Annotated in this window: 29 protein-coding genes; 6 read left to right on the top strand and 23 right to left on the bottom strand. The window is 47.0% G+C overall.

What is annotated here, in order from left to right:
* Positions 1-128 precede the first annotated feature (128 nt).
* The 6 genes from OWN49_RS10305 to alr all read left to right on the top strand — a co-directional run bounded on the left by OWN49_RS10305 (position 129) and on the right by alr (position 4435).
* Positions 129-761, top strand: coding sequence for a helix-turn-helix domain-containing protein (locus OWN49_RS10305; protein ID WP_014418348.1), 633 nt, complete (start codon positions 129-131; stop codon positions 759-761).
* 290 nt (positions 762-1051) lie between these two features.
* The gene (locus OWN49_RS10310; RefSeq protein ID WP_014470646.1) at positions 1052-1189 is read left to right on the top strand and encodes a hypothetical protein; all 138 of its coding nucleotides are present in this window, start codon (positions 1052-1054) and stop codon (positions 1187-1189) included.
* Between the two features lie 93 nt (positions 1190-1282).
* Entirely contained in the window at positions 1283-2401 is a 1119-nt protein-coding gene (locus tag OWN49_RS10315) for an NADH-dependent flavin oxidoreductase (RefSeq protein WP_003153184.1), read from the top strand.
* 126 nt (positions 2402-2527) lie between these two features.
* On the top strand, positions 2528-2740 hold the full coding sequence (locus OWN49_RS10320; RefSeq protein ID WP_223883535.1) for a spore germination protein: 213 nt from the start codon (positions 2528-2530) through the stop codon (positions 2738-2740).
* A gap of 126 nt (positions 2741-2866) precedes the next feature.
* Positions 2867-3079 (top strand): spore germination protein, encoded by a 213-nt coding sequence (locus OWN49_RS10325; RefSeq protein ID WP_014305392.1) that lies wholly within the window; start codon positions 2867-2869, stop codon positions 3077-3079.
* A gap of 174 nt (positions 3080-3253) precedes the next feature.
* Complete coding sequence (gene alr / locus OWN49_RS10330; protein ID WP_077722582.1) at positions 3254-4435, top strand: alanine racemase; 1182 nt, start codon at positions 3254-3256, stop codon at positions 4433-4435.
* A gap of 147 nt (positions 4436-4582) precedes the next feature.
* On the opposite strand, the gene spo0A is transcribed toward alr, so the two are convergent.
* The 23 genes from spo0A to OWN49_RS10445 form a co-directional block, all read right to left on the bottom strand.
* Complete coding sequence (spo0A, locus tag OWN49_RS10335; RefSeq protein ID WP_003153177.1) at positions 4583-5383, bottom strand: sporulation transcription factor Spo0A; 801 nt, start codon at positions 5381-5383, stop codon at positions 4583-4585.
* A gap of 280 nt (positions 5384-5663) precedes the next feature.
* Positions 5664-6944, bottom strand: coding sequence for a SpoIVB peptidase (gene spoIVB / locus OWN49_RS10340; protein WP_007408360.1), 1281 nt, complete (start codon positions 6942-6944; stop codon positions 5664-5666).
* A gap of 163 nt (positions 6945-7107) precedes the next feature.
* The gene (gene recN, locus OWN49_RS10345; protein ID WP_077722583.1) at positions 7108-8838 is read right to left on the bottom strand and encodes a DNA repair protein RecN; all 1731 of its coding nucleotides are present in this window, start codon (positions 8836-8838) and stop codon (positions 7108-7110) included.
* Between the two features lie 31 nt (positions 8839-8869).
* Positions 8870-9319 (bottom strand): transcriptional regulator AhrC/ArgR, encoded by a 450-nt coding sequence (gene ahrC, locus OWN49_RS10350; RefSeq protein ID WP_003153173.1) that lies wholly within the window; start codon positions 9317-9319, stop codon positions 8870-8872.
* Positions 9320-9413: 94 nt separating this feature from the next.
* Positions 9414-10259, bottom strand: coding sequence for a TlyA family RNA methyltransferase (locus OWN49_RS10355; protein WP_077722584.1), 846 nt, complete (start codon positions 10257-10259; stop codon positions 9414-9416).
* Complete coding sequence (gene dxs / locus OWN49_RS10360) at positions 10256-12157, bottom strand: 1-deoxy-D-xylulose-5-phosphate synthase (protein WP_024085592.1); 1902 nt, start codon at positions 12155-12157, stop codon at positions 10256-10258. The genes OWN49_RS10355 and dxs overlap by 4 nt, the downstream gene beginning before the upstream one ends.
* Positions 12158-12300: 143 nt before the next feature.
* Complete coding sequence (locus OWN49_RS10365; RefSeq protein WP_043867281.1) at positions 12301-13191, bottom strand: polyprenyl synthetase family protein; 891 nt, start codon at positions 13189-13191, stop codon at positions 12301-12303.
* Positions 13181-13435 carry an exodeoxyribonuclease VII small subunit gene (locus OWN49_RS10370; protein WP_007408352.1) on the bottom strand — a complete coding sequence of 85 codons (255 nt, stop codon included), beginning with the start codon at positions 13433-13435 and terminating at the stop codon, positions 13181-13183. Before OWN49_RS10370 ends, OWN49_RS10365 begins: the two co-directional genes overlap by 11 nt.
* The gene (gene xseA / locus OWN49_RS10375) at positions 13432-14778 is read right to left on the bottom strand and encodes an exodeoxyribonuclease VII large subunit (RefSeq protein ID WP_077722585.1); all 1347 of its coding nucleotides are present in this window, start codon (positions 14776-14778) and stop codon (positions 13432-13434) included. Before xseA ends, OWN49_RS10370 begins: the two co-directional genes overlap by 4 nt.
* Before the next feature lie 123 nt (positions 14779-14901).
* Positions 14902-15753, bottom strand: a complete 852-nt coding sequence (folD, locus tag OWN49_RS10380) for a bifunctional methylenetetrahydrofolate dehydrogenase/methenyltetrahydrofolate cyclohydrolase FolD (RefSeq protein WP_007408350.1) — start codon at positions 15751-15753, stop codon at positions 14902-14904.
* Positions 15754-15764: 11 nt separating this feature from the next.
* The gene (nusB, locus tag OWN49_RS10385) at positions 15765-16157 is read right to left on the bottom strand and encodes a transcription antitermination factor NusB (protein WP_061890719.1); all 393 of its coding nucleotides are present in this window, start codon (positions 16155-16157) and stop codon (positions 15765-15767) included.
* Between the two features lie 264 nt (positions 16158-16421).
* The gene (locus tag OWN49_RS10390; protein ID WP_003153156.1) at positions 16422-16829 is read right to left on the bottom strand and encodes an Asp23/Gls24 family envelope stress response protein; all 408 of its coding nucleotides are present in this window, start codon (positions 16827-16829) and stop codon (positions 16422-16424) included.
* Positions 16830-16850: 21 nt separating this feature from the next.
* Positions 16851-18203, bottom strand: coding sequence for an acetyl-CoA carboxylase biotin carboxylase subunit (gene accC, locus OWN49_RS10395; protein ID WP_007408348.1), 1353 nt, complete (start codon positions 18201-18203; stop codon positions 16851-16853).
* A 14-nt stretch (positions 18204-18217) separates the two neighbouring features.
* Positions 18218-18697, bottom strand: a complete 480-nt coding sequence (gene accB / locus OWN49_RS10400; protein ID WP_070082099.1) for an acetyl-CoA carboxylase biotin carboxyl carrier protein — start codon at positions 18695-18697, stop codon at positions 18218-18220.
* A gap of 153 nt (positions 18698-18850) precedes the next feature.
* Positions 18851-19501 (bottom strand): SpoIIIAH-like family protein, encoded by a 651-nt coding sequence (locus tag OWN49_RS10405; RefSeq protein WP_003153150.1) that lies wholly within the window; start codon positions 19499-19501, stop codon positions 18851-18853.
* Positions 19502-19504: 3 nt separating this feature from the next.
* Positions 19505-20197: a stage III sporulation protein AG gene (gene spoIIIAG / locus OWN49_RS10410; protein WP_077722586.1), complete on the bottom strand. Its 693-nt coding sequence runs from the start codon at positions 20195-20197 to the stop codon at positions 19505-19507.
* On the bottom strand, positions 20190-20810 hold the full coding sequence (gene spoIIIAF, locus OWN49_RS10415) for a stage III sporulation protein AF (RefSeq protein WP_077722587.1): 621 nt from the start codon (positions 20808-20810) through the stop codon (positions 20190-20192). Before spoIIIAF ends, spoIIIAG begins: the two co-directional genes overlap by 8 nt.
* 16 nt (positions 20811-20826) lie before the next feature.
* Complete coding sequence (spoIIIAE, locus tag OWN49_RS10420; protein WP_003153145.1) at positions 20827-22035, bottom strand: stage III sporulation protein AE; 1209 nt, start codon at positions 22033-22035, stop codon at positions 20827-20829.
* Positions 22036-22067: 32 nt separating this feature from the next.
* On the bottom strand, positions 22068-22457 hold the full coding sequence (gene spoIIIAD, locus OWN49_RS10425; RefSeq protein WP_071392571.1) for a stage III sporulation protein AD: 390 nt from the start codon (positions 22455-22457) through the stop codon (positions 22068-22070).
* Positions 22458-22469: 12 nt separating this feature from the next.
* Positions 22470-22676 carry a stage III sporulation protein AC gene (spoIIIAC, locus tag OWN49_RS10430; RefSeq protein ID WP_003153142.1) on the bottom strand — a complete coding sequence of 69 codons (207 nt, stop codon included), beginning with the start codon at positions 22674-22676 and terminating at the stop codon, positions 22470-22472.
* A gap of 22 nt (positions 22677-22698) precedes the next feature.
* On the bottom strand, positions 22699-23214 hold the full coding sequence (spoIIIAB, locus tag OWN49_RS10435) for a stage III sporulation protein SpoIIIAB (protein ID WP_071391624.1): 516 nt from the start codon (positions 23212-23214) through the stop codon (positions 22699-22701).
* Positions 23208-24131, bottom strand: coding sequence for a stage III sporulation protein AA (gene spoIIIAA, locus OWN49_RS10440; RefSeq protein ID WP_077722588.1), 924 nt, complete (start codon positions 24129-24131; stop codon positions 23208-23210). The genes spoIIIAB and spoIIIAA overlap by 7 nt, the downstream gene beginning before the upstream one ends.
* Before the next feature lie 76 nt (positions 24132-24207).
* A complete protein-coding gene (locus OWN49_RS10445) occupies positions 24208-24489 on the bottom strand; it encodes a YqhV family protein (RefSeq protein WP_077722589.1) in 282 nt (93 codons plus the stop codon).
* Between the last annotated feature and the right edge of the window lie 92 nt (positions 24490-24581).

Here is a 24581-nt window from a genome sequence, read left to right on the forward strand (position 1 = left end):
TTTGATGTCTTTTCAACATGTTGTGCCGTTGAATCTACACTATTCTATTCAGCAGCACAGAAAAGGTACCTTTTCTGCAAAAATTATTGATTGACGATCATCATTCCGGCGGAAACGAGGTGACACCCTTGACAGAAAATAAAAATAAGACACTGGGACCCCTTTTAAAATCACTGCTTGATAAGCACTCGCTCTCCATGAGAAAGCTCGGCGCCTTAACAAACATTGATACGGCCACCATCTCCCGGATTATCAACGGCAAACAGAAGGCCAATTTAAAGCATCTTCAGGAATTTTCAAAACACCTCCGCACCCCGCTGGAGGAATTGCTTGAGGCGTCAGGCATAGACATCGGTCATGAAAAAGAAGCTGCGCCGCAAGACCCGATGCACGCGATTCAGGATATGCTGAATATGGCCGAGATGTTTGATCAGCCTTTTTCCCGGGAGCAAATTGAGCGCGAACTGACCAGATATGAACAATACGCCAAAACCCAGCAGGGCCATCGCCTGATTTGCGATGAGTTTCAAAAGAAAATGGACAATGAAGAAAGCGTCGGCCCTTTTATTGATCATTTGAAAAACATGCATCATCAGTATATGGATGAATCAACACCGGCTGAAGACCGCGCGATTCTCGGGAGCGCGCTGCTGTATTATATTTTAGCGACCGACGTTATTCCGGATTACATGTTTCCGATCGGCTACCTGGATGACGCCATCGCCGTGCAAATCGCTTTGAACCGGCTGAAAAAAAAGTAAAGGCGCTTAAAAAAGCGCCCTTTTTGTGTTGAAAAATATGAAACACCGCATTACGGTTTTGTCAAAACAGAGACAGCTGTCATATGATACATCAACCTAACAAAAAGGAGGGTGTCTTCTATGGACAGCAACACAGTAGTGGCAGTGTGCGCTCTGTTAAGTGTTGTGATTCAGATCGGAACGATATTCGCCGCAGGAAAGTGGAAAAAAGAATAAACAAATTGACGGTTTTTTCGCACAAGCGTATGCTTATAAATAACCTTGTAAAAGATAAGAAAGAAGATATGCATATGAAAAAAATCATTCTCCTCTTCGCCGCCGCTGTCATATTCAGCTCGATCGGCCATCAAATTTCAGGAGGATATAAAGATCCTGAAAAGGAACGGAGAAAACCGTTTCATTCGTTTAAATGGTTCAGCCGGTCATAACCTCCGGAAGAAGAACAAGCAAAATAATTGCACACAATGAAAACATAAGCTAGAATACGGACGAGTTAAACTCCTAAGGAAGAAGGCGAAATGATGAAGCAAACTTATCAACCGCTGTTTGAACCTTTTACGTTCGAAAGCGGCGTCACCATACCAAACCGTATTTCAGTCGCACCGATGACACATTATTCATCAAATGATGACGGAACGATTTCCGACCGTGAATTAAGCTACATTACTCCCCGTTCAAAAGAAATGGGCATGGTCATTACGGCATGTGCAAACGTAACGCCGGACGGCAAAGCGTTTCCAGGCCAGCCCGGCATCTATGATGATTCTCACATTCCCGGCTTGAAAAAACTCGCTCAGGCGATCCAGTCTCAAGGAGCGAAAGCCGTTGTGCAGATTCACCACGGAGGATTGGAATGCCCTCCTGAACTCGTGCCAAACAACGACGTCGTCAGTCCGAGCGGCTCAGAAGAAGACGGCAGACAAACGTCCCGGGCTCTCACCGAACAAGAAATTGAGCACATCGTGAAAGCATTCGGCGAAGCGACACGCAGAGCGATTGAAGCCGGCTTTGACGGTGTTGAAATTCACGGGGCAAACGGGTACCTGATTCACCAATTTTATTCACCGAAAACAAACCGGCGCACAGACCGCTGGGGCGGAAGCGATGAAAAGCGCCTCGCGTTCCCGCTTGCAGTCGTTGACGCTGTCAAACAGGCGATTGATACACACGCTGAAAATCCATTCGTTCTCGGCTACCGCCTGTCACCGGAAGAGCCGGAAACACCGGGGCTTACAATGAAAGAAACATTCATGCTCGCCGACGCGCTTGCGGAAGAGAACTTGGATTATCTGCATATTTCACTGATGGATGTCAATTCCAAAGCCCGCCGCGGCGCGGATACTTCACGGACCCGGATGGATTTATTAAACGAACGCGTCGGCCATAAAGTGCCGCTGATGGCCGTCGGTTCCATCTATACCGCGGACGAAGCGCTTGCCGTATTAGAAAGCGGAATTCCGCTGGTGGCTCTGGGACGTGTCATTTTGATTAACCCCGAATGGGCGGTGCTGGTCAAAGAAGGCCGCGAACAGGAAATCGAAAAAGCCATTCAAGCATCTGAAATTGAGAAATACCGACTTCCTGAACCGTTATGGGAAATGATTCAGAATACAGGCGGCTGGGTGCCGTTTGAAAAGTAGACTAAAAAAACTGCCGGATGTCCGGCAGTTTTTTTGATTCACAAGTTTTTACCGCTTTGTTTACTCCTATTTCCAACACACAGCGTACATATAGTAAATAGATTAATAGAAAGGAGACCGTATATGATGGCTGGTTTCCCTATTACGATTAACAGTCTTTCCGGAAACGGGGTTGTCAATGTCGGCGGTGCGTTTTCGATAAGTCATTTAACCGTATCAAAAACCGTCTACGGCTCAGGAGGGGGAAATACAGGTATGGTCCTGCAAATGAATCAATCCAGCACATCTCAATCTTCAAACTCTCAATACTCTGATCAAAATGTAACGAAAACATTATGACATCCGTATTTCCCTCCCTTTCCGGCTGGCAGCAGCCGGATTCTTTTTGCCGTTTTGTTTAATCTTATTCAAATATCACAGCGTACATATAGTTAGTAGACTGAGAGAGAAAGGAGAAAAAATAGAATGAGCGGTTGCCCGATTACGATAAACAACGTATCAGGAAACGGAGTTGTCAATGTTGGCGGCGCCATATCCATCAGTCCGCTGACTGCATCAAAAACCGTTTTCGGTGCCGGAGGGGGAAATATCGGCATTGTCATTCAAAACAATGCTGTAAGCCAGTCCAAAATGTTTGAACATCAATTTTCAGATCAGAATATTGTGAAGTCATTGTAAGGGCTGCCATGCAGCCCTTACTGCATAAATAAAGCAGGCGCATGATTTCCCGAAAACTTGATTTTTAACATCAGCGGTCACCTTCTCATGTTTTGAATGATTTCAGTTAAAGATGAATAGAATGCAGATTGAAAGCATGAGTACTGAATCTCATTAAGGAAAGAAGGAATCGTGATGAAAAAACTTTGCCGGGAAGTTTGGATTGAAGTTGACCTTGATGCGATAAAAAAGAACGTACGGGCGATCCGCCGCCATATTCCGAATACGTCTAAAATTATGGCCGTCGTAAAAGCGAACGCTTATGGCCACGGCTCTGTGGAAGTAGCGCGGCAGGCACTGGAAAGCGGGGCGAGCGAGCTTGCTGTCGCAAGCGTCGAAGAGGGAATTGTGTTACGGAGAGCGGGAATTACGGCACCTATTCTCGTGCTCGGCTTCACAGCTCTCAGCTGTGTGAAAAAATCTGCCGTTTGGAACATCACATTATCAGCGTTTCAGGTCAGCTGGATCAAAAAAGCGAATCGGATATTGGAAAAAGAAGCAGATTCGAAACGGCTGTCCATTCATATCAATGTGGATACCGGAATGGGCCGGCTGGGTGTGCGCACGGAAGAAGATCTTTTAGCAGTGGTGAAAGCGCTCAAGTCGAGTACATACCTGTCATGGGATGGCATCTTTACACATTTTTCAACAGCGGATGAACCGGACACTGAGCTGACGATGCTGCAGCACGAAAAGTTTATCAGCTTCCTCCGCTTTTTAAAAAATCAAGACATTACGCTGCCTACCGTGCATATGTGCAATACAGCCGCCGCTATCGCATTCCCGGAATTCAGCGCCGACATGATCCGTTTAGGCATTGGGTTATATGGTTTATATCCGTCCGCCTCGATAAAGGAGCTGAGCCTCGTGAATCTCACGCCCGCACTAAGTTTAAAGGCGCGTATCGCTTATGTGAAAGCCATGGTGACAGATCCCCGGACCGTCAGTTATGGTGCCACATATATCGCCGAACCGGGTGAAATCATCGCGACGATTCCGATCGGCTATGCTGACGGTTACTCCCGCGCCCTGTCCAACCGCGGGTTTATTCTGCACCGCGGCAGACGGGTGCAGGTAGCGGGGAGAGTGACAATGGATATGATAATGGTCAGTTTAGGTGAGAATGAGGGCAAACAAGGAGAAGAAGTCGTCATCTACGGCAAACAAAAAGAAGCCGAGATTTCCGTTGATGAAATTGCCGAAATGCTCGGTACGATCAGCTACGAAGTCCTGTCAGTGTTAAGCCGCCGCATCCCCCGCTTTTATTTCAGAGACGGCAAAATCATTAAAATATCAGCTCCGGTATTATACGTATAGACGGCATAGTTCCCGTATTTATGTATAGAACAAGTACCAGCGTGAGTGATTCCCATTGTTTTCGTCAGCAAAATCTCAAAACGCCTTCTCTTCCGCGTTCATGCACGGAATAGAAGGCGCAAAAAGACATTTAGCCAAAGGCTTGCGTTACGAAGCTTTATGCTCCAATCTCAGCTTGTCAGCAACCATCGCGATGAACTCTGAATTGGTTGGTTTTGCTTTTGTCATGCTTACCGTATATCCGAACAGTGAAGAAATGGAATCAATATTTCCCCTGCTCCATGCGACTTCAATGGCGTGGCGGATGGCCCGTTCTACACGGCTTGCGGTCGTGTTGAATTTTTTGGCGATGTCGGGATAAAGGACTTTTGTGATGCTGCCGAGGAGTTCAATATCGTTATACACCATGGAAATGGCTTCACGCAAATAAAGATAGCCTTTGATATGGGCAGGCACACCGATCTCATGGATAATGCTTGTAATGCTGGCATCGAGATTTTTCCGCTTCGGCTCCGGCTGGCTGCGGATAATGCTGCTTTGCGCGGACGGCGCACGGTGTGTGACACTGCTGACATTTCCGCTTACCTGGCGGATATGGCCGACAAGGTTTTCCATATCAAACGGCTTCAGGATGAAATAGGACGCGCCTAAATCGACGGCTTTTTTCGTAACGTCTTCCTGACCGAATGCCGTCAGCATGATGACGTTCGGCTGCTTCTCGAGCTCTGATTCCCGCAGACGCTCCAAAACCGCAAGTCCGTCCAGATGCGGCATGATAATGTCTAAAACGAGCACATCGGGATTCTTATCTTTAAACAAAGAAAGACATTCCTGTCCGTTATAAGCAACGCCAATCACTTCCATATCATCCTGTCCCTCTATATATTCACTCAACAGGCTTACAAGCTCTCGATTATCATCAGCAACACAAACTTTAATTTTCTCCACGTTTCTTCCTCCCCCAATGTATTAACAGGACGCAACCCATTTGACTGCTATATGTTACATTCGACAAAACCACTACTTCCCCTTTTAAAAAATCCATATTTACCAATAATAGTGGTATATCTTTGTTTTTCTAGCATTTTCTAGGTTTTTCGACTAAAAATTAAGTTTGACAAATCAGGAAACGTGAATTTGTCGAAAAATCTTCATGTCTTATTTTACATGAATCCAGGAAAGAAGTGAAGAACGCATCACATAAAAAAACTGCCGGATCATCCGGCAGTCAGCTTGCTTTGTCTTTCCCGTAAACATCAACACCCGCTTCAGACAGCATCCATTCGATATGAACGCCGTAGCCGCTTGTCGGATCATTGACAAATACGTGGGTTACGGCTCCGACGACCTTTCCGTTCTGAATGATCGGGCTTCCGCTCATCCCCTGAACGATTCCGCCGGTTCTTTTCAGCAGTTTCGGATCTGTCACTTTCAACACCATTCCCTTTGTCGCCGGGAATTTTTGCGGCGTGGTGCTGACGATTTCAATATCAAATTTCTCTACTTTATCGTTTTCGATAACCGTCAGCATTTGCGCAGGTCCTTTTTTTACTTCATTTGACAAAGCAATCGGAAGCGCTTTGTCGGAAATGTTGTTTTTAATCGGCTGATGCAGTGTCCCAAAAATGCCGAACGGGCTGTTGCGGTTAATATCGCCGATTGTTTTCCGTTCTGACGAAAACCTTGCCAGTTTTTCGCCGGGATTGCCGCCTTTTCCTTTTTCAATCGATGTTACAGTAGAACGGACGATTTCTCCGTCTTCTACAACAATCGGTTTTTTTGTATCCATATCAGAGATGACGTGGCCCAATGCGCCGTATTTTTTTGTTTTCGGTTCAAAAAATGTCATGGTGCCGATGCCGGCTGCCGAATCGCGGATATAAAGGCCGATTCGATATTTCCCCTCGGCTTCGTCCTTTGTCGGAATCAGCTTTGTTTTGATTTTTTGCTTATCGCGTTTCACCAATAAATCCAAAGATTCACCGGTTTTGCCCGCTTTTTGAATAAACGGGGCGATGTCGCTCATTTTTTCAATTTTATGTCCGTTCATTTTAATAATGATGTCGCCAGATTCAATACCCGCTTGTTCTCCCGGAGACTTTTTCCCATCCTTTGTCATCACCTGGTGAAAACCGACGACCAAAACACCGACTGAATGCAGTTTTACACCGATGGACTGTCCGCCCGGAATGACCTTCAATTCTGGAAGGACACGCACTTTCGTTTTTTTAATGGGAAACCCGGCAAGATCATATACTACTTCTGACCGGCCTTGTGTTTGCCCTGTTATGTTTGCATGACCGTGCTCTTCTTTCAGCGTAAAGGCTTCTGATAATTCGCCCTTTTCAGCGCTTATTGATGCATTGACCGGAACGGCCTGAGTCTGGTTTTCAAAGACGCTCATTTCTGACGGTATCAGTAAATATTCTTTAAACGGCTTAAAAAAGCCTACACTTAGTAAAGAAACAAGGAGAATTACACCTATTGCTTTCCTCATGTTATCGTGCATTCATTCCTTCACTCTCCTCGCTCCTATCCCACACCACTTTCTTTTTCTGCTACATCTATACTTTTGCCTTCCTGCGCTTGATTTATAACCGGCATACGAAGAAAAACATTGGATACACTGTTAGAGAAATGGAACAAAAAAATAAGCTGCCTGTATCAGCAGCTTATCCTGTCGTTTTTACCTGTCCGGCCTGTTTTAAAAGCTCTTGTGCATGCCGTTTTGTCAGATCGGTCACTTCAACACCCGCAATCATGCGGCCGATTTCCGCTACCTTATCCTGCTTGGAAAGCGGCGTGACATGCGTTGTCGTCCGTCCGTCTTTGAATTCTTTTGCGATCAGAAGGTGTGTATCCGCCATGGCGGCAACCTGCGGCAGGTGTGTAATGCAGAGCACCTGTGAACCGGTCGATACTTTATGGATTTTTTCCGCGATGGCTTGGGCAACCCGCCCGCTTACACCGGTGTCCACTTCGTCAAAGATGATGGAGGTGACATCCTGCTGGGAAGAAAAAATACTCTTCATCGCCAGCATCACCCTTGAAAGCTCGCCTCCGGAAGCGACCTTTGACAGCGGTTTTAAAGGCTCACCGGTGTTTGTTGAAATTAAAAACCTCACAAGGTCAATCCCCTTTTGGGTAAGCTGCACGGGCTGCCCGTTGACAACCGGTGCTTCACTGGCTGACGGATCGGTTTTCACGAGAAATTCCGTATCAAACGTTGATTTGCCCATATACAGACTTTGTAATTCCTGATGAATCGCTTCCGCCAGTTTCTTGGCCCATGCTTTTCTGATTTTTGATAAATTGGCGGCTTCTACGGCCACATCTTTGCCGACCGACTCCAATTCCTTCTTCAGCGCTTCAAGGTGGCTGTCGCGGTTCTCGATTTGATCGATTTCCTCTTCTATTTTAGAGCCGTATTCCAAAATGTCTTCTACCGTCGCTCCGTATTTGCGCTTCAGCTGTTTGATCTCATTTAAACGGGTTTCAATAAAATTCAGCCGTTCCGGGTCATATTCCAGATCATCTAACAGATTGCGCATCTGAAAGGTTGCATCCTCCAGCAGATAATAGGAACTTGACACACTTTCAGACAGCTTTTGCAGCGGTTCATTAATATCCGAAATATCTTCAAGCTGGGCAGAGGCCATTCCGACCCAGTCAAGCCCCCCCTGCTCGCTGCGGAGCGCATTATAGGCGTTTTGCAATGATTCATAAATTTTTTCAAAGTTGGATATCTGCTTCCGCTCTTCCTGAAGAAGTTCGTCTTCATTCAATTCAAGCTTCGCCGACTCGATTTCTTCAAGCTGAAATTGAATCAGGTCTAACCGATGCGCCATTTCCTGCTCGCTTTCTGACAGCTTCTTCACTTTTTTGAGCAGCTTCATATAACGCTCATAGCCTTCATGGTAAGCCTGAAGCGCGGATTCGGCCTCAGCGCCCGCAAATTTATCCAAAAGCTCCAAGTGTTTGTCGTCCTCCATTAACAGCTGGTTATCATGCTGTCCGTGAATATCTAATAAAAGTCTGCCGATTTCCCTTAAAGCCGCAATCGTCACTAATTTTCCGTTGACACGGCAGACGCTTTTTCCTCCGGCATTGATGTCCCTTCTCATGACAATCATGTCGTCAGATGCGTCTATTCCCTGCTCACGGCATACTTCAAAAACGGGATGACCGCTGTCCAATAGAAACAGTCCTTCAAGCTCGGCCTTTGTTTCACCGTAACGGACAAATTCAGACGAGCCGCGGCCGCCGACTAATAGGGAAACGGCGTCTATAATAATTGACTTGCCGGCCCCTGTTTCTCCCGTCAGGACGGTGAGCCCCCGTTCAAACGAAATCGTCAGTTCCTCTATAATGGCAAAGTTTTTTATTGATAGTTCAGCTAACAAACAGCATTCCACCTTTTATCTGATAATTACGCTACAGCAGCTCCAAAAGACGGCTTTGTACGCCTTCCGTATCTTCAGGCGTCCTGCAGATGATTAAGATCGTGTCATCTCCGCAGATCGTGCCCATGATTTCTTCCCATTCGAGATTATCCATCAGAGCGCCGATTGCCTGAGCATTCCCCGGCATCGTTTTTAATACGATCATATGGCTTGCTGAGTCAATTTTTACGAACGCATCCATTAATGAACGCTTCAGTTTTGACAGCGGATTGAACCGCTGATCCGCCGGCAGGCTGTATTTGTAGGAGCCGTTGTTCGTCGGCACCTTTACGAGATGCAGCTCTTTAATGTCTCTGGAGACAGTCGCCTGGGTTACCTTATATCCTTCTTCTCTCAGCATGTCAACTAAGTCATCCTGCGTTTCAATCTCATGGCTTGTAATAAGCTCTCTGATTTTTATATGCCTTTGGCCTTTTGTCATGTAAGCACCTCTGTTTTCAAGCTGTTTGTCATTATGTTAACCGCTTCTTGATAAAAAGTACATGATGGCAGAAAAAAGGAATAATAGCCCCCTATTATTCCGGTACATCTGTCTTTTTGGCTTTTAATGTCTCATGTGCTTCGCGGACGGTACGGAGAATGTCTTCTTCCGGCAGTTCAGCGCCGTTTCCGTCTTCTCCGCCCCATTCCAAATGAAGCAGAAACTCAATATTGCCGTCTCCCCCCGTAATCGGTGAGAAGGACAGTCCTTTCACTGTATATCCTTCAGAAGCTGCAAATTGATTCATGCGGCGGAGAACGTCAGCATGAACGCCGGGATCTCTGACAATGCCTTTTTTTCCGACGAATTCCCGTCCGGCTTCAAATTGCGGCTTCACCAGTGCGATACAATCGCTCCCCGGTACAAGCAGCGTTTTTAAAACCGGCAGAATGAGGCGGAGTGAGATGAAAGAAACATCGATTGTCGCAAATTCCGGCAAACCCTCTGTGAAATCGGAAGGCTCGGAATAGCGGAAATTCGTCCGTTCCATGACGACGACCCTCTCGTCCTGTCTGAGCTTCCAAGCAAGCTGATTATAGCCGACATCCACTGCGTAGGACCGCTCAGCTCCGTTTTGGAGGGCGCAATCCGTGAATCCCCCTGTAGACGAGCCGATGTCAATCATCGTTTTGCCTTTTACCGAGACAGGAAACACTTCCAAGGCTTTTTCAAGCTTTAATCCGCCTCTGCTGACGTATTTAAGAGGGTTTCCTTTTACCGTTAACGGAAGATCCCGGGCGATTTTTTCACCCGGTTTGTCCAATCGGTTTTCATTTGAGTATACGATGCCCGCCATAATGGCGCGTTTCGCTTTTTCCCGCGTTTCCGCAAGGCCTTTTTCTACAAGAAGTACATCTAATCGTTCTTTTTTTGCTGTCATGATCCAATTCCTTTATGTGTCTTCGGCGGCATCAGCAGTTTTATCCGGTTCATAACCTCAGCCTTCGTGAGACCGATTTCTTCAAGCAGGGCGGTTACGCTGCCGTGTTCAATAAACCGGTCTGGGATGCCCATTCTGTCAATCGGTGTATGATACATGCCGAGGTCATGAGCGTATTCAAGAATCGTGCTGCCGAATCCGCCTTCAAGCACGGCTTCTTCTATCGTTAAAATCGGCAGACCTTCATTAAGAATGGCCTTCATCATTTGTTTATCAATCGGTTTTATGAACCTCGCATTCACGACACGCACGGACAGGCCTTCTTTTTGCAGTTCTTCAGCCGCTTCCAGCGCCATTTCAATGGTCGTACCGAATGTTAAAATGACCGCGTCTTTTCCGGGACGGAGCACTTCCCATGTTCCGATCGGAATGGTTTTCAGCTCTTTATCCATCTTTACGCCGAGCCCGTTTCCGCGCGGGAAGCGCATCGCGATCGGACCTTCCTCATAGGAAAGGGCTGTATTGACCATATGGCGGCCTTCATTTTCATCCTTCGGCATCATTAAAACGAGGTTCGGTATATGCCGCAAAAAGGCGATGTCAAAGACGCCTTGATGCGTCTCCCCGTCAGCGCCGACCAAACCGGCGCGGTCAATGCCGATAAATACATTCGCGTTTTGACGGCAAATATCATGGACGACCTGATCGTACGCCCGCTGCAAAAAGGTCGAATAGATCGCAAGAAACGGCTTCATCCCCTGAAGCGCCATTCCCGCGGCCATTGTCGCCGCATGCTGTTCTGCGATTCCGACGTCAAACATGCGCTCAGGAAATTCTTTCGCAAATCCTTCAAGCTTAGAGCCGACCGGCATGGCCGGTGTAATCGCGACAATTCTGTCATCCTCGCGCGCAAGCTCCTGCACGGTGCCGCTGACAAGTCCGCTCCATGAAGGCGCCGCGGCTTTCGGCTTGACAAAATCACCCGTATTGATTTTATAAGGACCCGTTCCGTGCCATGTGCCGATTGTGTCGGTCTCAGCCGGTTTATAGCCTTTGCCCTTTTTCGTAATGACATGTAAAAGGACAGGACCTTTCGTTTTTTTGGCGTATTGCAGGTTTTCAAACAGTTCGTGGTAGGAATGACCGTCAACCGGGCCTAAATACGTAAAGCCCAGCTCTTCAAAAAACATACCTGACACAAGCATATATTTTAAGCTGTCTTTTATCCGTTCCGCTGTGGCGGCCAATTTTCCGCCGACGGCCGGGATGCGCTTAAATAAATATTCAAGCTCGTCTTTCACCCATTGATATTTGCCGGCCGTGCGAAGCCGTCCCAGCATAGAATGAATCGCCCCGACATTCGGCGCAATGCTCATCTCATTATCATTCAGAATGACGATCATATCTTTTTTCTCATCACCGATATGGTTCAGCGCTTCAAGCGCCATTCCTCCGGTTAAAGCGCCGTCTCCGATAATCGGGATGATATATTCTTTTGATCCTTTAATATCACGGGCGGCAGCCATTCCCATCGCGCCTGAGAGCGATGTTGAGCTGTGGCCTGTTTCCCATACGTCATGTTCGCTTTCGCTGCGTTTCGGGAAACCGCAAAGCCCTTTATATTGGCGCAAGGTTTCAAACTCCTTGCCGCGCCCGGTTAACAGTTTATGAACATAGGACTGATGTCCGACATCCCATAAAAATTTATCTTTCGGACTGTCAAATTCTTTGTGAAGCGCAATTGTCAGCTCGACAACCCCGAGGTTCGGCCCGATATGGCCGCCAGAGGCAGACAGCGATGTGATGAGGAAATTGCGGATCTCCTCACTCAGCTCTTCCAGCTGTTCAATTGACATCTTTTTAAGAAATGACGGGTCCTGTATTGATAAAAGATCCAAAGCGGATCAACTCACTTTCAGCATGAATTTCTGCAAATTAAACAGTGTCTTTTTGAAAAAAGAAAAAGACTCCCTTTGTATTTTCATCGAAACTGCTTACATTTTACCATAGGAGCGGCAGCCCCTTCAAATCAGGACCGTTTTTAATGATCTCTCGCCGCGATTAAATCACAGAGGTCATGCAGCAGTTCTTTCTGAAGAGAAAGGCCGCTGATGATCCGTTTCGCCTCGCTGATATGATACGCCAGCTTCTCTTTCGCGCCTTCAAGCGTTAAAAGCGACGGATACGTTGACTTTTCATTCGACGTGTCTGAGCCGACCGGTTTGCCGATCTTCTCCTCATGCCCTTCAATATCAAGGATGTCATCTCTGATTTGAAATCCGATGCCGATATGGCTGCTGAACAGACGCAGCTTTTCGACTTCATCCTCCGGCGCATCTGCCAAAATGGCGCCCGCCGTCACAGAAAAACCGAGGAGCTTGGCCGTTTTCCGCTCGTGGATGGATTCCAGCTCCTCAAGCGTTATCCGCTTTTGTTCCGCTTCCATGTCGGCAGCCTGCCCGCCGACCATTCCTTCCGTTCCTGCCGCGCTGATCAGCTCATCGACGAGACGGAGCCGTTTTTCTGCTGAAACCGCCTCAGACACGTGAGATGTGATCAATTTAAAGCTTTCTGTCAGAAGCCCGTCTCCGGCCAATACGGCTGCCGCTTCTCCGAAGACTTTATGGTTTGTGGGCTTTCCCCGGCGCAGATCATCATCGTCCATGCAAGGAAGATCATCATGGATTAAGGAATACGTATGAATCATTTCGACAGCGCATCCGACCGGAATCCCGTCTTTTTCATCTTTTCCGTAAGCATTCAGAACGGCTAAGACGACGAGGGGGCGCAGCCTCTTTCCGCCTGCTTCCAAAGAATACAGCATAGATTTTTTGAGGATTTCAGGCATCGCAAGCCGTTCCGTATACAAAGAAAGCTGCTGTTCAATCAGTTGTTTGCGCGATGCTAAAAATGCGTCCAGTTTATTTGTCACCTTCGTCTTCCTCCTGAACGCTGAAAGGTGCAAGTTCGCCGTTATCTTTTAAAATAAAGTCCATTTGCTTTTCGACATGCTGAAGCTTTTCATGGCACATTTTTGAAAGGGCCATCCCTTCCTGAAAATAATTAATCGCCTGCTCAAGCGGCACGTCTCCTTCTTCAAGCTTTGCCACAATGCCTTCAAGGCCTTTCATCGCCTCTTCAAATGTCAGCTCTTCACTTTTTTTGGTTTCTGTCATTTTCGTTCGCCTCTCTTTTGCAATACTTCACACGTCAGAACGCCGTCTGTCATCTTTACTTCAAGCGTATCATTTTGTTCCACTTGATCAACGCTTTTGATCAGCTCTTTGTCTTTATAGGCCAGACTGTATCCTCTCTCCATCACCTGAAGGGGACTTAATGCATTCAGTTTACCAAGAACCGTCTGAAACTGCGAATGAAGCTGCTTCAGCTGGACATTCATGCTTCGGGCGAGCTGATTTGAGCGCTCCTCGTACCGTTTTTTCGCCTGTTTCAGCTGGGTTTCAGGGTGGAGCGCCGTTAATCTGTACGTATTCCGCTCCAGCTGCCTTTGTTTCCTGTCCGTAAGCCCTGTGAGCTGTGATTGGAACTGCTGATACAAAAGATCAAACTGCTGTTCTTTTTGGGTATACAATCGTTTCGGAAAACGGAACGCGTAGGATGACTGGAGCGATTGAACCCGTTCTTTTTTCTTGCTGATATGCTGCTGTATCGCTCTTGTCAGGCGGACTTCCGCCGTTTTTGTCCGTTCCATTAAGTCCGTCGTGTGGGGGACGGCGATTTCTGCCGCTCCTGTCGGCGTTGCCGCCCGGATATCCGCGACGAAATCACTGATTGTAAAATCTGTTTCATGTCCGACGGCTGATATAATCGGAATGGCGGAAGCAAAAATCGCCCGGGCCACGATTTCTTCGTTAAATGCCCACAATTCTTCGATCGAGCCCCCTCCCCTTCCGACGATCAGGACGTCACACATTTTTTGTGCATTGGCTTCTTCAATGCGCTTCACAATCGATCTGCTGGCATTTTCACCTTGAACGAGCGCGGGAAGCACAATGACTTTCACAAGGGGGTATCTTCTTTTAAGTGTGGTAATGACGTCTCTGACGGCTGCTCCCGTCGGTGACGTGACGACCCCGATCGTAGCCGGAAAAGCGGGGATGGCCTGCTTATGCCGGTCATCAAACAACCCTTCGCCGGCAAGTTTTTTCTTTAATTCTTCATATGCTAAGTAGAGCGCCCCCACACCGTCCGGCTGCATTTCTTTCGCGTACAGCTGATAGCTTCCGCTCGGTTCATAGACGGAGATCCCGCCTCTTACGATGACCTTCATTCCGTCCTCGGGCTTAAACGCAAGCCTCGAACTTTGTCTTTGAAACATGACGGCCTGCATGCGGGCATGCTCATCTTTTAATGTAAAATAGATGTGGCCTCTCGTATGAATTTTAACATTGGAGAGCTCACCCTTAATCCAAATGTCTTCAAGATGAGGGTCCACATCGAATTTTCGTTTAATGTATTTGGTCAGCGCGGAAACCGTGACATATGCCGCTTCACTCACATCCTGCACTCCTTTCATAAAGGCTTTTTGCCCTAAACTAAGAAAACCCGCTCTGGCTGAAAGGAGCCTTAAGAAGCGGGTATCGTGCTCATTGTCACACTTTTTGTGACTGTCTCCGGTTATCTATGATAACGTACGTCTGGCAGATTTAACAGTATTATGCGCAAGCATTGTGATGGTCATCGGACCTACTCCGCCCGGCACCGGTGTAATGAAAGATGCTTTTTCTTTCGCTTCATCAAACTGAACGTCTCCGCAGAGTTTTCCGCTTTCGAGACGGTTGACGCCGACATCAATGACAATGGCGCCCTCTTTGATTTGATCGGCTTTGATGAAATTCGCTTTACCGACCGCTACCACAAGAATATCTGCTTTTTTCGTATGCTCAGACATATTTTTCGTGCGGGAATGGCAATATGTGACGGTCGCGTTTTCGTTCAGCAGCAGCTGGCCGACCGGTTTACCGACAATATTGCTTCGTCCGACTACAACAACTTCTTTGCCGGAAAGATCTACGTTCGTCTTTTTCAATAACTCGACAATTCCGTGCGGCGTGCATGGAAGAAATGTATCTTCGCCAAGCAGCATTTTCCCGACGTTGAGAGGGTGGAAACCGTCAACATCCTTATCGGGAGAGATCCGCTCGATTACGGCTTTTTCAGAAATATGATCCGGAAGCGGCAGCTGGACGAGAATGCCGTGGAATTCCGGATTTTGATTATACTGATCAATCACTGTTAAAAGCTCCGCCTCGGTTAAGCTTGAGTCAAAGCGGTCAAGCTTAAATTTCATTCCCATTGTTTCAGCGGCTTTTTTCTTGCCTGTCACATATGAAACAGAAGCGGGATCGTCTCCGATTAAAATGACCGCCAAACCAGGCACTACGCCTTGTGCTTTCAGCTCTTCTACTTCTTTTGCCAATTGTTCGCGTTTTTCTTTAGCCGTTTCTTTTCCGTCGATGATTGTTGCAGTCATTTTCTTTCCTCCTATGATTCGATATCAGTTTTAATGTTAGAAAGAACCCCGTTTACGAATTTTGCAGCTTTATCGTCGCCGAACCGTTTTGCCAGCTCGATTGCTTCGTTTAATGACACGTTAGCAGGAATGTCGTCAGTATAAACCATTTCATACACCGCCAGACGCAGGATCGCGCGGTCTACGTTTGCAATCCGGTCAAGCTTCCAATTGACGAGATGGCCGGAAATCATTTCATCAAGCTGAACCTGATGTTCGATCACTCCGTACACCAGCTGTTCAAAGAAGGCATCTGTTTTTTCACCATCAAGCGCGTGCTCAATGGCATCGTTCGGTGCAATATCGCTGACATCAATCTGAAAAAGTGCCTGCAAAGCTTTTTCTCTAGCTGTTCTTCTTTTCATTTTCTTTCTCCTTCAGATCCGCTTTATCCGCTTGTCGTTAAGCTTAAAGAGATCATAACATATTTTTTTCTCAATCGCATGTCGAAATTTAGGTTTTTTCACCCTAATGCCGAATATTTTCACAAACCGTATTAATTTCATTCGGATTTCACAGCATGAAGAAACTCGGCTGCCGTTTGTAAGCCGGCTTTCTTCATGCCTGAAATGACGGGAAACGTATAAAAAACCAAAGGGCTGCCCATCCCCTTGGTTTTTATACGCTCATTACATTTCTTCGTCGATTTCGACTTCTTGGGCTTTCGTGTCAAATTGAATGCCGACGATATGAATATTGATTTCATTAATGGTCAGAGACGTCATGTTTAATAAGGTTTGGCGGATATTCTCCTGAACGCTTGCCGCCACTTTCGGGATCGAGATCCCGAATTGAACGACGCAATAGACGTCGATGGTAATGCCGTCATCGGCTAAATCGACCTTTACGCCTTTACCGTGATTGATTTTGCCGAAGCGCTCTACGACGCCGGTGGCGAAATTGCCGCGCATTTCAGCAACTCCTTCAACTTCGGAAGCGGCGATGCCGGCAATGACTTCAATGACCTCAGGAGCAATTTCAACCTTGCCTAAATGAGCCTCGTCATGATCCATTTTAAGCACACTGTTGTCTTCCATTCAATTCACCTCCCGCAAAAATTATGAGCCCATTACATCATATGTTTCTAAAAACTTTGTATTAAACTCTCCGCTGACAAATGTTTCGTGTTCAAGCAGTTTCAGATGGAACGGAATCGTCGTTTCAATACCTTCAATCACGAATTCGCTCAGCGCGCGTTTCATCCGTGCGACTGCCTCATCACGCGTTGTTCCGTATGTGATGACTTTAGCAATCATACTGTCATAGTACGGCGGGATCGAATAGCCAGGATATGCGGCTGAATCCACGCGTACGCCGAGTCCGCCCGGCGGCAGGTACATGTTAATTTTACCGGGTGAAGGCATGAAGTTTTTCGCAGGATTTTCAGCATTGATGCGGCATTCAATCGCCCAGCCGTTAAATTCAACGTCTTCCTGTCTGAGCGAAAGCTCCTGTCCGGATGCCACTTTGATCTGTTCTTTGATCAGATCCGTTCCCGTCACCATTTCTGTGACAGGGTGCTCTACTTGAATACGCGTGTTCATTTCCATGAAGTAGTAGCGCTGTTCTCTGTAGTCATAAATGAATTCTACTGTGCCGGCTCCCGTGTAACCGACGGCCTTCGCTGCTTTTACCGCAGCTTCGCCCATCTGCTCCCTGATTTCAGAATCAAGCGCAGGTGACGGTGACTCTTCAAGAAGTTTTTGCAGACGTCTTTGGATAGAACAGTCACGCTCTCCGAGATGGATCGTGTTTCCGTAATTATCCGCAAGCACCTGAATTTCAACATGGCGGAAATCTTCTATGTACTTCTCGATGTACACACCCGGATTTCCGAATGCCGTAGCGGCTTCCTGCTGGGTAATCTCAATGCCTTTGATCAGTTCTTCTTCTGTGCGTGCGACCCGGATGCCTTTTCCGCCTCCGCCCGCAGTGGCTTTTATAATGACAGGATACCCAATTTCACCTGCAAGCGAAACCGCTTCTTCCGTATTTTTTATAATTCCTTTTGAACCGGGCACAATCGGCACGCCGGCCAGCTGCATCGTGTCGCGCGCGATATCTTTTGTTCCCATTTTTGAAATGGCGTCAGCCGTAGGGCCGACAAACGTTACGTTCAATTCCTCGCACAGCTCGGCAAAGTCGGCGTTTTCAGCTAAAAACCCGTATCCCGGATGAATCGCATCCGTGCCGGTCAGCTTTGCGACGCTGACGATGTTCGTTACATTTAAATAGCTTTCTTTTGATGTTTTCGGCCCGATACAAAAAGCCTCATCGGCCATTTGGACATGCAGGGCATCTTTATCTGCCTCAGAATAAACGGCTACAGTTTCAATGCCCAGCTCTTTGCAGGCCCGGATGATTCTGACGGCGATTTCTCCTCGGTTGGCGATCAATAGCTTTTTAATCATAATAGCAGGTCTCCTTACTCAGCTTTTACAAGAAATAGAGGTTGTCCGTATTCGACCAGCTGGCCGTTTTCAACTAACACTTCAACGATTTCTCCTTTTACTTCGGCTTCAATCTCGTTAAAGAGTTTCATTGCTTCTACGATACAAACAACTGTATTTTCGCTCACTTTTGAACCTTGGTTTACGTAAGGGCCGGCTTCCGGCGATGAAGAAGCATAAAACGTTCCGACCATCGGAGACGTAATTTTGTGCAGGTTTTCGTCTTGTTTCGGCGCTTCCTGAACAGGAGCGGCTTCACGCGCTTCCGGTTTTGCAGCCTGCGGAGCAGGTGCGTAAGCGGCGGGAACGGCTTGGGCTTGTCCCGTTACATTCACTGCCGGCGCTTCATTTTTTTTCAGTTTGAGGCTTACGCCTTCGATTTCGTAAACGAATTCGTCGATGGAAGATTCATCGATTCTTTTTATCAGTTCATGAATTTCGTTGATTTTTAACATCAGTTTCCACTCCTATGTATAAAAAATAGAAATTTATGGGTTGCTACTAAAAGTACATACTATGTTTATCTTACAGGAGCGCTTGTGTAAATTCAATACTGATCTAAAATGACATCAGAAAAGCCCGCAGCAGGTGCGGGCGGTGGAGATCTCTTATTTTGTCGGTTCAAACGTGACGGCGACGTCTTTCATCGTCTTGATTTCTTTTTCCACCAGGTCAATGATAGCGGAAGCTTTTGCGTTTGAATGTTTGTCAGACATGACCGTAATGTTGATTTTGTCTCCTTCAGCATCCACGAGCGCATCTTTGTAGCCTTGTGTTTTAATCAGCGTTTCCAGCTGTTTTTCCGTCCCTTCAGCATTGCTCAGCGCCGTCATTTTATCGTAGGCTTCGCTTTTTTCCTTTGCGGTCGCATCATCGCTTGAAACAATGCTGTTTAACTGTTCCCTTTCTTTGCTTCTTGCGTCTTCAAGCTCCATGCGGTATGCGGTAAATAAGTTTTCATCAGCTGTTTCTGTAGCGACCGATCCGTCTTTGTCCGATGCTTCGGCTGATGTTTCTTTATCCTCTTTTGTGCCTTTAGAATCTTTCGTTCCTTTTGTTCCGTCTTCTTTATCCGTGCCGCTTCCGTTCTTATCTTTCGTTTCAGGAGCCGGCGTTTTTTCAGTTGCCACTTCTCCGCTGCTTTTTTCGCTTTTCATCTGCACGGCATTTTTGCTTTCCGGCGACATAATATAATAAACACTTAATACCACGACGAGACTGAGCATTGTTAAAAGCCAAACCGTTTGTTTTTTCAGCATGATTTATGAATCCTCCTTGATTTTTTTAGGGGCAACCGCTACACGGTAGCTCGGAACATCAAGCACCCTTGTGACGGCATCAATGATGGTTTTTTTTATTTGAACGTTGTCCACTCCCTGAGCGACAACGAGTACACCGCGAATATCGGGCTTTTTCGTCTGGACGACGACCGGGGTTTCCTTATCCCCGTTTCGAATCATGACAATTTGCTCCTCTGAGGTTTGATCGGTTACGCTTCTTTTGCCGCCTTCTTTATCGGTTTCTTCGGTGGTGGTGTCTTTTTTCGTTTTATTTTTCTCAAACACTTTCAAAGATGTTGCGTCTACGTTCACGACAATTGATACATCCTCCACGCCGATAATCGTTTCAAGGATTTCTTTCAGCTGGTTTTCATAGTCTCTTTCATAATCATCGATCGTGTTTTTGGCGCTGCTGTCTTTCGATGCCTTAAAAACGGGTGCGCTTTTTTGCCCGCTTTTGTCTTCCGTTCGGCCGGACATGACGGTCTGCGCCGCTTGGTCCTTCCCGGTTTTCTCCGGTGAAGAGAACAGCTGGCTCACCAGCATAAAAGATACCCCGAGCACAAACACGAACAGAAAGTAATGATATTTTGTCAGTTTTGGTTTTTCTCCGTCTTTCGCCTGTCCGATCATCAGCTGTTTTTTGAGTATGGTCCATAGTCCGTTTTTATTCATGGCCGTTTTTCTCCCCGCCTTCCATATAAACCGTAATTTTCTCACTGCCGATTTCCCATATATCCGCAAGTTTTTCTTTGATGTCTGCGGCCTCTTTTTTGTCGGCTGCGCCTTCCGGTTCGTATTTGCGGTCTGTGCGGATGTCGATCGGTGCGACGGTTTGCACGGTTTTTTCAGAAGATGGGGCCATATACACGCTGATCGTTCTTACATCTTCTTCTGAACGAACCTGTTCTTCCGCTGTAAGGCGGATGTCGTCTATTTTGTATTCGTCATGACTGAACATCTCCTCCGCTTTCTTTTTTAGTTGGACAGCCATTTCTTCTAAAACATATGCGCGGTTTGATGCTTGTATTTCTTTTTTTTCTGATTTGATTTGATTTTTTATATCAGCGGATTGAGATTGCTCTTGTTTTGTCAAATAATCGAAGATGATTTCCGGGTCTGTTTTGAAAAGTTTGAAGATCGGGTTGAGCATGACAATGATTAACAGCAGGCTGACAACCATCTTGGCGTATTTTTGCATACTGGAGCTTGGCAGCAGCATGTCGATGACGATGGCGAATAAGATAAATAAAATAATGCTTGTCAGCCATTCTGTTAAAAAGCTCATATCCAATGGGCCTCCTTTATTTCATCATCATGGTGAGGTTGCCTGCTGTAATAATGACTGTAATACTGAGGAAAAACATGAGAGAGACGATGGCGAGCGCCGCGAAAATATACAGCACGCTTCTGCTGATGACGCCGAGGCACGTAATGACGGGCCCGCCTCCGAGCGGCTGCAGAATAGCGGCCGCGAGCTTATAAATAAAAGCGAGCGAGAGCACTTTAATCGCCGGAAACGCGGAGATGCAGATCAAAATTCCGACTCCTAGGATTCCTACGGTGTTTTTTAATAGGAGCGAGGCGCTGATGACCGTATCCGTCGCATCCGTAAACATCCGGCCGAGCACGGGAATAAAATTGCCTGTGATAAATTTTGCAGTCCTGAGGGTAATCCCGTCCGTCACGGCAGCCGAAGCCCCCTGTACGGAGATGACGCCGAGAAACACGGTGAGAAATACGGCAAGCGCGCCGATCGCGATATTTCTGAGCAGATTGGCAAGCTGCGTGACTTTATATTGATCCGTCATCGTGCTGACGATGCTTAAAATCGCTGACAGGAAGATAAGCGGCATGACAATGTTTTGAATGAGAAGGCCGCTCGTATTCATCAGAAATAAAATAACGGGGTGAAAAAAAGCTGCGGAGACGGCTCCCCCGGAAGACGCCAAAAGCGCGAGTAAAAGCGGGATGAGCGCGAGAATGAAACTTGTCATCGTCTGGATCGCTTCACTGGCATAATTGACGGCAACATGAAAGCTGTTTAAAGCGAGAATAATCAGCACCATGTAGACAATTGCATAAGCCACTTTGCTGACGGTGCTCTGCTGGAACGCATTTTGCAAAAGCTGCAGAATGACACAAAAAATGGTGAGAAGAATCAAAGTTCCCAGGAGCTTTCCGTTTGCGAGCACTTCATGAAACAAGTATGAAAATAAAGCCTTCAGCCATGCCTCCGGCGAGAACGTTTTTTCTCCGTTAATAAAGTCGATGATGCTTCCCTTTTGGCTTTCAGGCAGAAGACCGCCGTATTCTGTCATGATGTCGTCCCAAAACTTTCCGATGCCTTCTGTTTTCAGCGCTTCAGCCTGCTTTTTCGCCACTTCATCAGCGGATTCTTGGTGAACTGCGGTTTCCTGCGACGCACCGTCTGTTCCGGCAGCTTGTACACATTCAGTCTGAAAAAATAAGAGGATGAACAAAAAAGCCCCCGCCCACCGAAAGCGCTTCATTTTTTGTGCCCCCCTTTCCATTTTATTGATGATCAAGAAGGAATAAGTCCGAGAATCGTTTCAATAATGACGGTGAGTATCGGCACGGCCATTACCAGTATCAAAATTTTTCCGGCCAGCTCTATTTTCGAAGCAATCGCTCCCTGGCCCGCATCCTTTGTCAGCTGCGCACCGAATTCAGCGATGTAGGCGATGCCGATAATTTTTAAAATGGTTTCCACATAGACCATATTGACATTTGCATTGACGGCTATTTTTTCTATCATTCTGATAATGTCGTAAATCTGATCGATGAGATAGAGAAAGATCACGCAGCCGCTGAAGACGACAATCATAAACGCGAAAGTCGGTTTCTGTTCTTTCACGATCAGGGAGAGAAATGTGGCGATCAGGCCTAAACCTACAATTTGAACAATCTCAATCTGTAAGCCCCCCTATCCTTGGAATAGAAACACAGCTTTGATCTTTTTGAACAGGTCATCGACAATCGTCGCCACCATAAATAAAATATAGATAAAGCCAAGCAGCGTCACCCATTGGGCGTATTCTTTTTTTCCCATTTGGTCAAGTATGGTGTGCAGAAACGCAACCACGATACCGACTCCGGCGATTTGAAAAATGACATTTACGTCGACTCCCATTTTATGTTTGCTCCCCTCATGTTTACATCAATAGAAGAATGAGTAACAGTCCGGCTAAAAATCCTAAGCTTTTCACCATTTTTTCATTTTTCGCCTGCGCCCGTCCGGCATCCGCTTCCGCCGCTTCCAAATGTGTAAGCGCAAGCTTGATATGTTTCTGCTGAGAAACACGGTCATGGAGCCCGAGCGTCTCTCCGAATTGCTTCAGCACATCGTATTCGCTTTTTTTCATCGCCATGGAAGACCAGTTATGTTTCAAGCTCTGTTCCCAAGCCGTTTTGGCGGAATCGCTTCCCTGCTCAAGCCTTCTGCTGAAAGCTAGAAACAATAACGATACAGGTTCGGAAAGCTGTGCGGCAATTTGTCCCGAAGCTATGTGCAGCGGCGTATGCCCGAACATGATTTCCGCTTCTAGCGATTGGAGCGCCGCGCGCAGCTGACGGATCTGCCTCGGCCTTTCAATATACATTTTGGCGATCTCAAATCCCGTCCATGTCGTCGCTGTCAGAATGAACACGGCACCTAAAAGCTTCAGCATGACATCACGCTTTCAGCATGCGGAACAGGTTTCCCGTCCTTTCCGTAAATCCTGCTGATCGTTCCCGGACCGCGGCGTCTTGACAGCTCCACATACCGGTCAAACACGTTTTCCTCCCACAGCATTTTCAGCGACGGCCTCTTGACCAAGTCTTTCATATTCCATCCGTGCGCAGAGACGATAACGGATACGCCCGCATGGAGCGCCTCCAGCAGCGCTTGTGAGTCTTCCATTCTGCCGATCTCATCCACAATTATGACATCAGGACTCATAGAGCGGATCATCATCATCAGCCCTTCCGCCTTCGGACAGGCATCAAGGACATCGACTCTGCGGCCGAAACTGTGCTGGGGAATGCCCCGCAGGCAGCCGGCAATTTCCGACCGTTCATCTACGATACCTGTCTTTTTTGCCGGGATGCGTGTTGATCCGGTGCTGGAAAGCCGGGCCAAATCACGAAGCAAGGTCGTTTTCCCCGTTTGCGGAGGACCGATGATCAGCGTGTTCAGCCAGTTTTCTTTCCATAAGAAAGGAATGAGCGGTTCTGCGATCCCCAGCTTCTCCCGGGCGATTCGGATATTAAAAGATGTAATATCCCGGAGTCCTTTGACGGCTCCGTTTTCGACGATGACTCTTCCGGCCAGCCCCACACGGTGGCCTCCTCTGATTGTGATGTATCCTTTTTTCAGCTCTTCTTCAAGCGTGTACATACTGTAGTTGCTGAGCCGGCTGAGGATCAGCTGTGCGTCGCCGGCCGTACACACATATGACAAATACAAAGGTTGTCCTTTTTGGATCAGTTCAACCGGCCTGTCGACCCGGATTCTGATTTCTTCTGTATCCCGCCTTACTTCTTCGGGCACGGCGGAGATGGCATCTCTCAATAATTCAGGGAGAACCTCTGTAATTTCATTCAATAGAGTCTCCTCCTTTTTACCGATTGGCTTCTTTAAAATGTATGATCCGGGACAGACTTTATGACACCCTGGCCCTCTATTTATGCACACCGGCCAAAATCAGCACCACCCCCGCAAAAATCAATATTAATTTTGCATATGAGAGCTGTCCGGCAATCTGATAAATGCCGATCGTCATTGTGATGATAAAGATCAGAGGGCCGACGATTGCCAAAATACTATTCACCACAACCGCTTTTCTGATGTCGTTTGTCAAAAGCATGATAATAGCGGCCGATAATTCAATGAGCGAGGACAAAACTCGTAAACCGGCCATCGTTAAAACAGTAGAATTGATTGAACCGAACAAAATTTTCATTGCAATCCCCCAACTTCAAGCATTTTGTTACACTATATGCTCTAGCTGACGGAAGTAGTCTCACTATTTTCATATAGAAGAAAGATTCTGAG

It is taken from the genome of Bacillus sp. NEAU-242-2, assembly GCF_027853835.1.
GTDB lineage: Bacteria > Bacillota > Bacilli > Bacillales > Bacillaceae > Bacillus > Bacillus velezensis.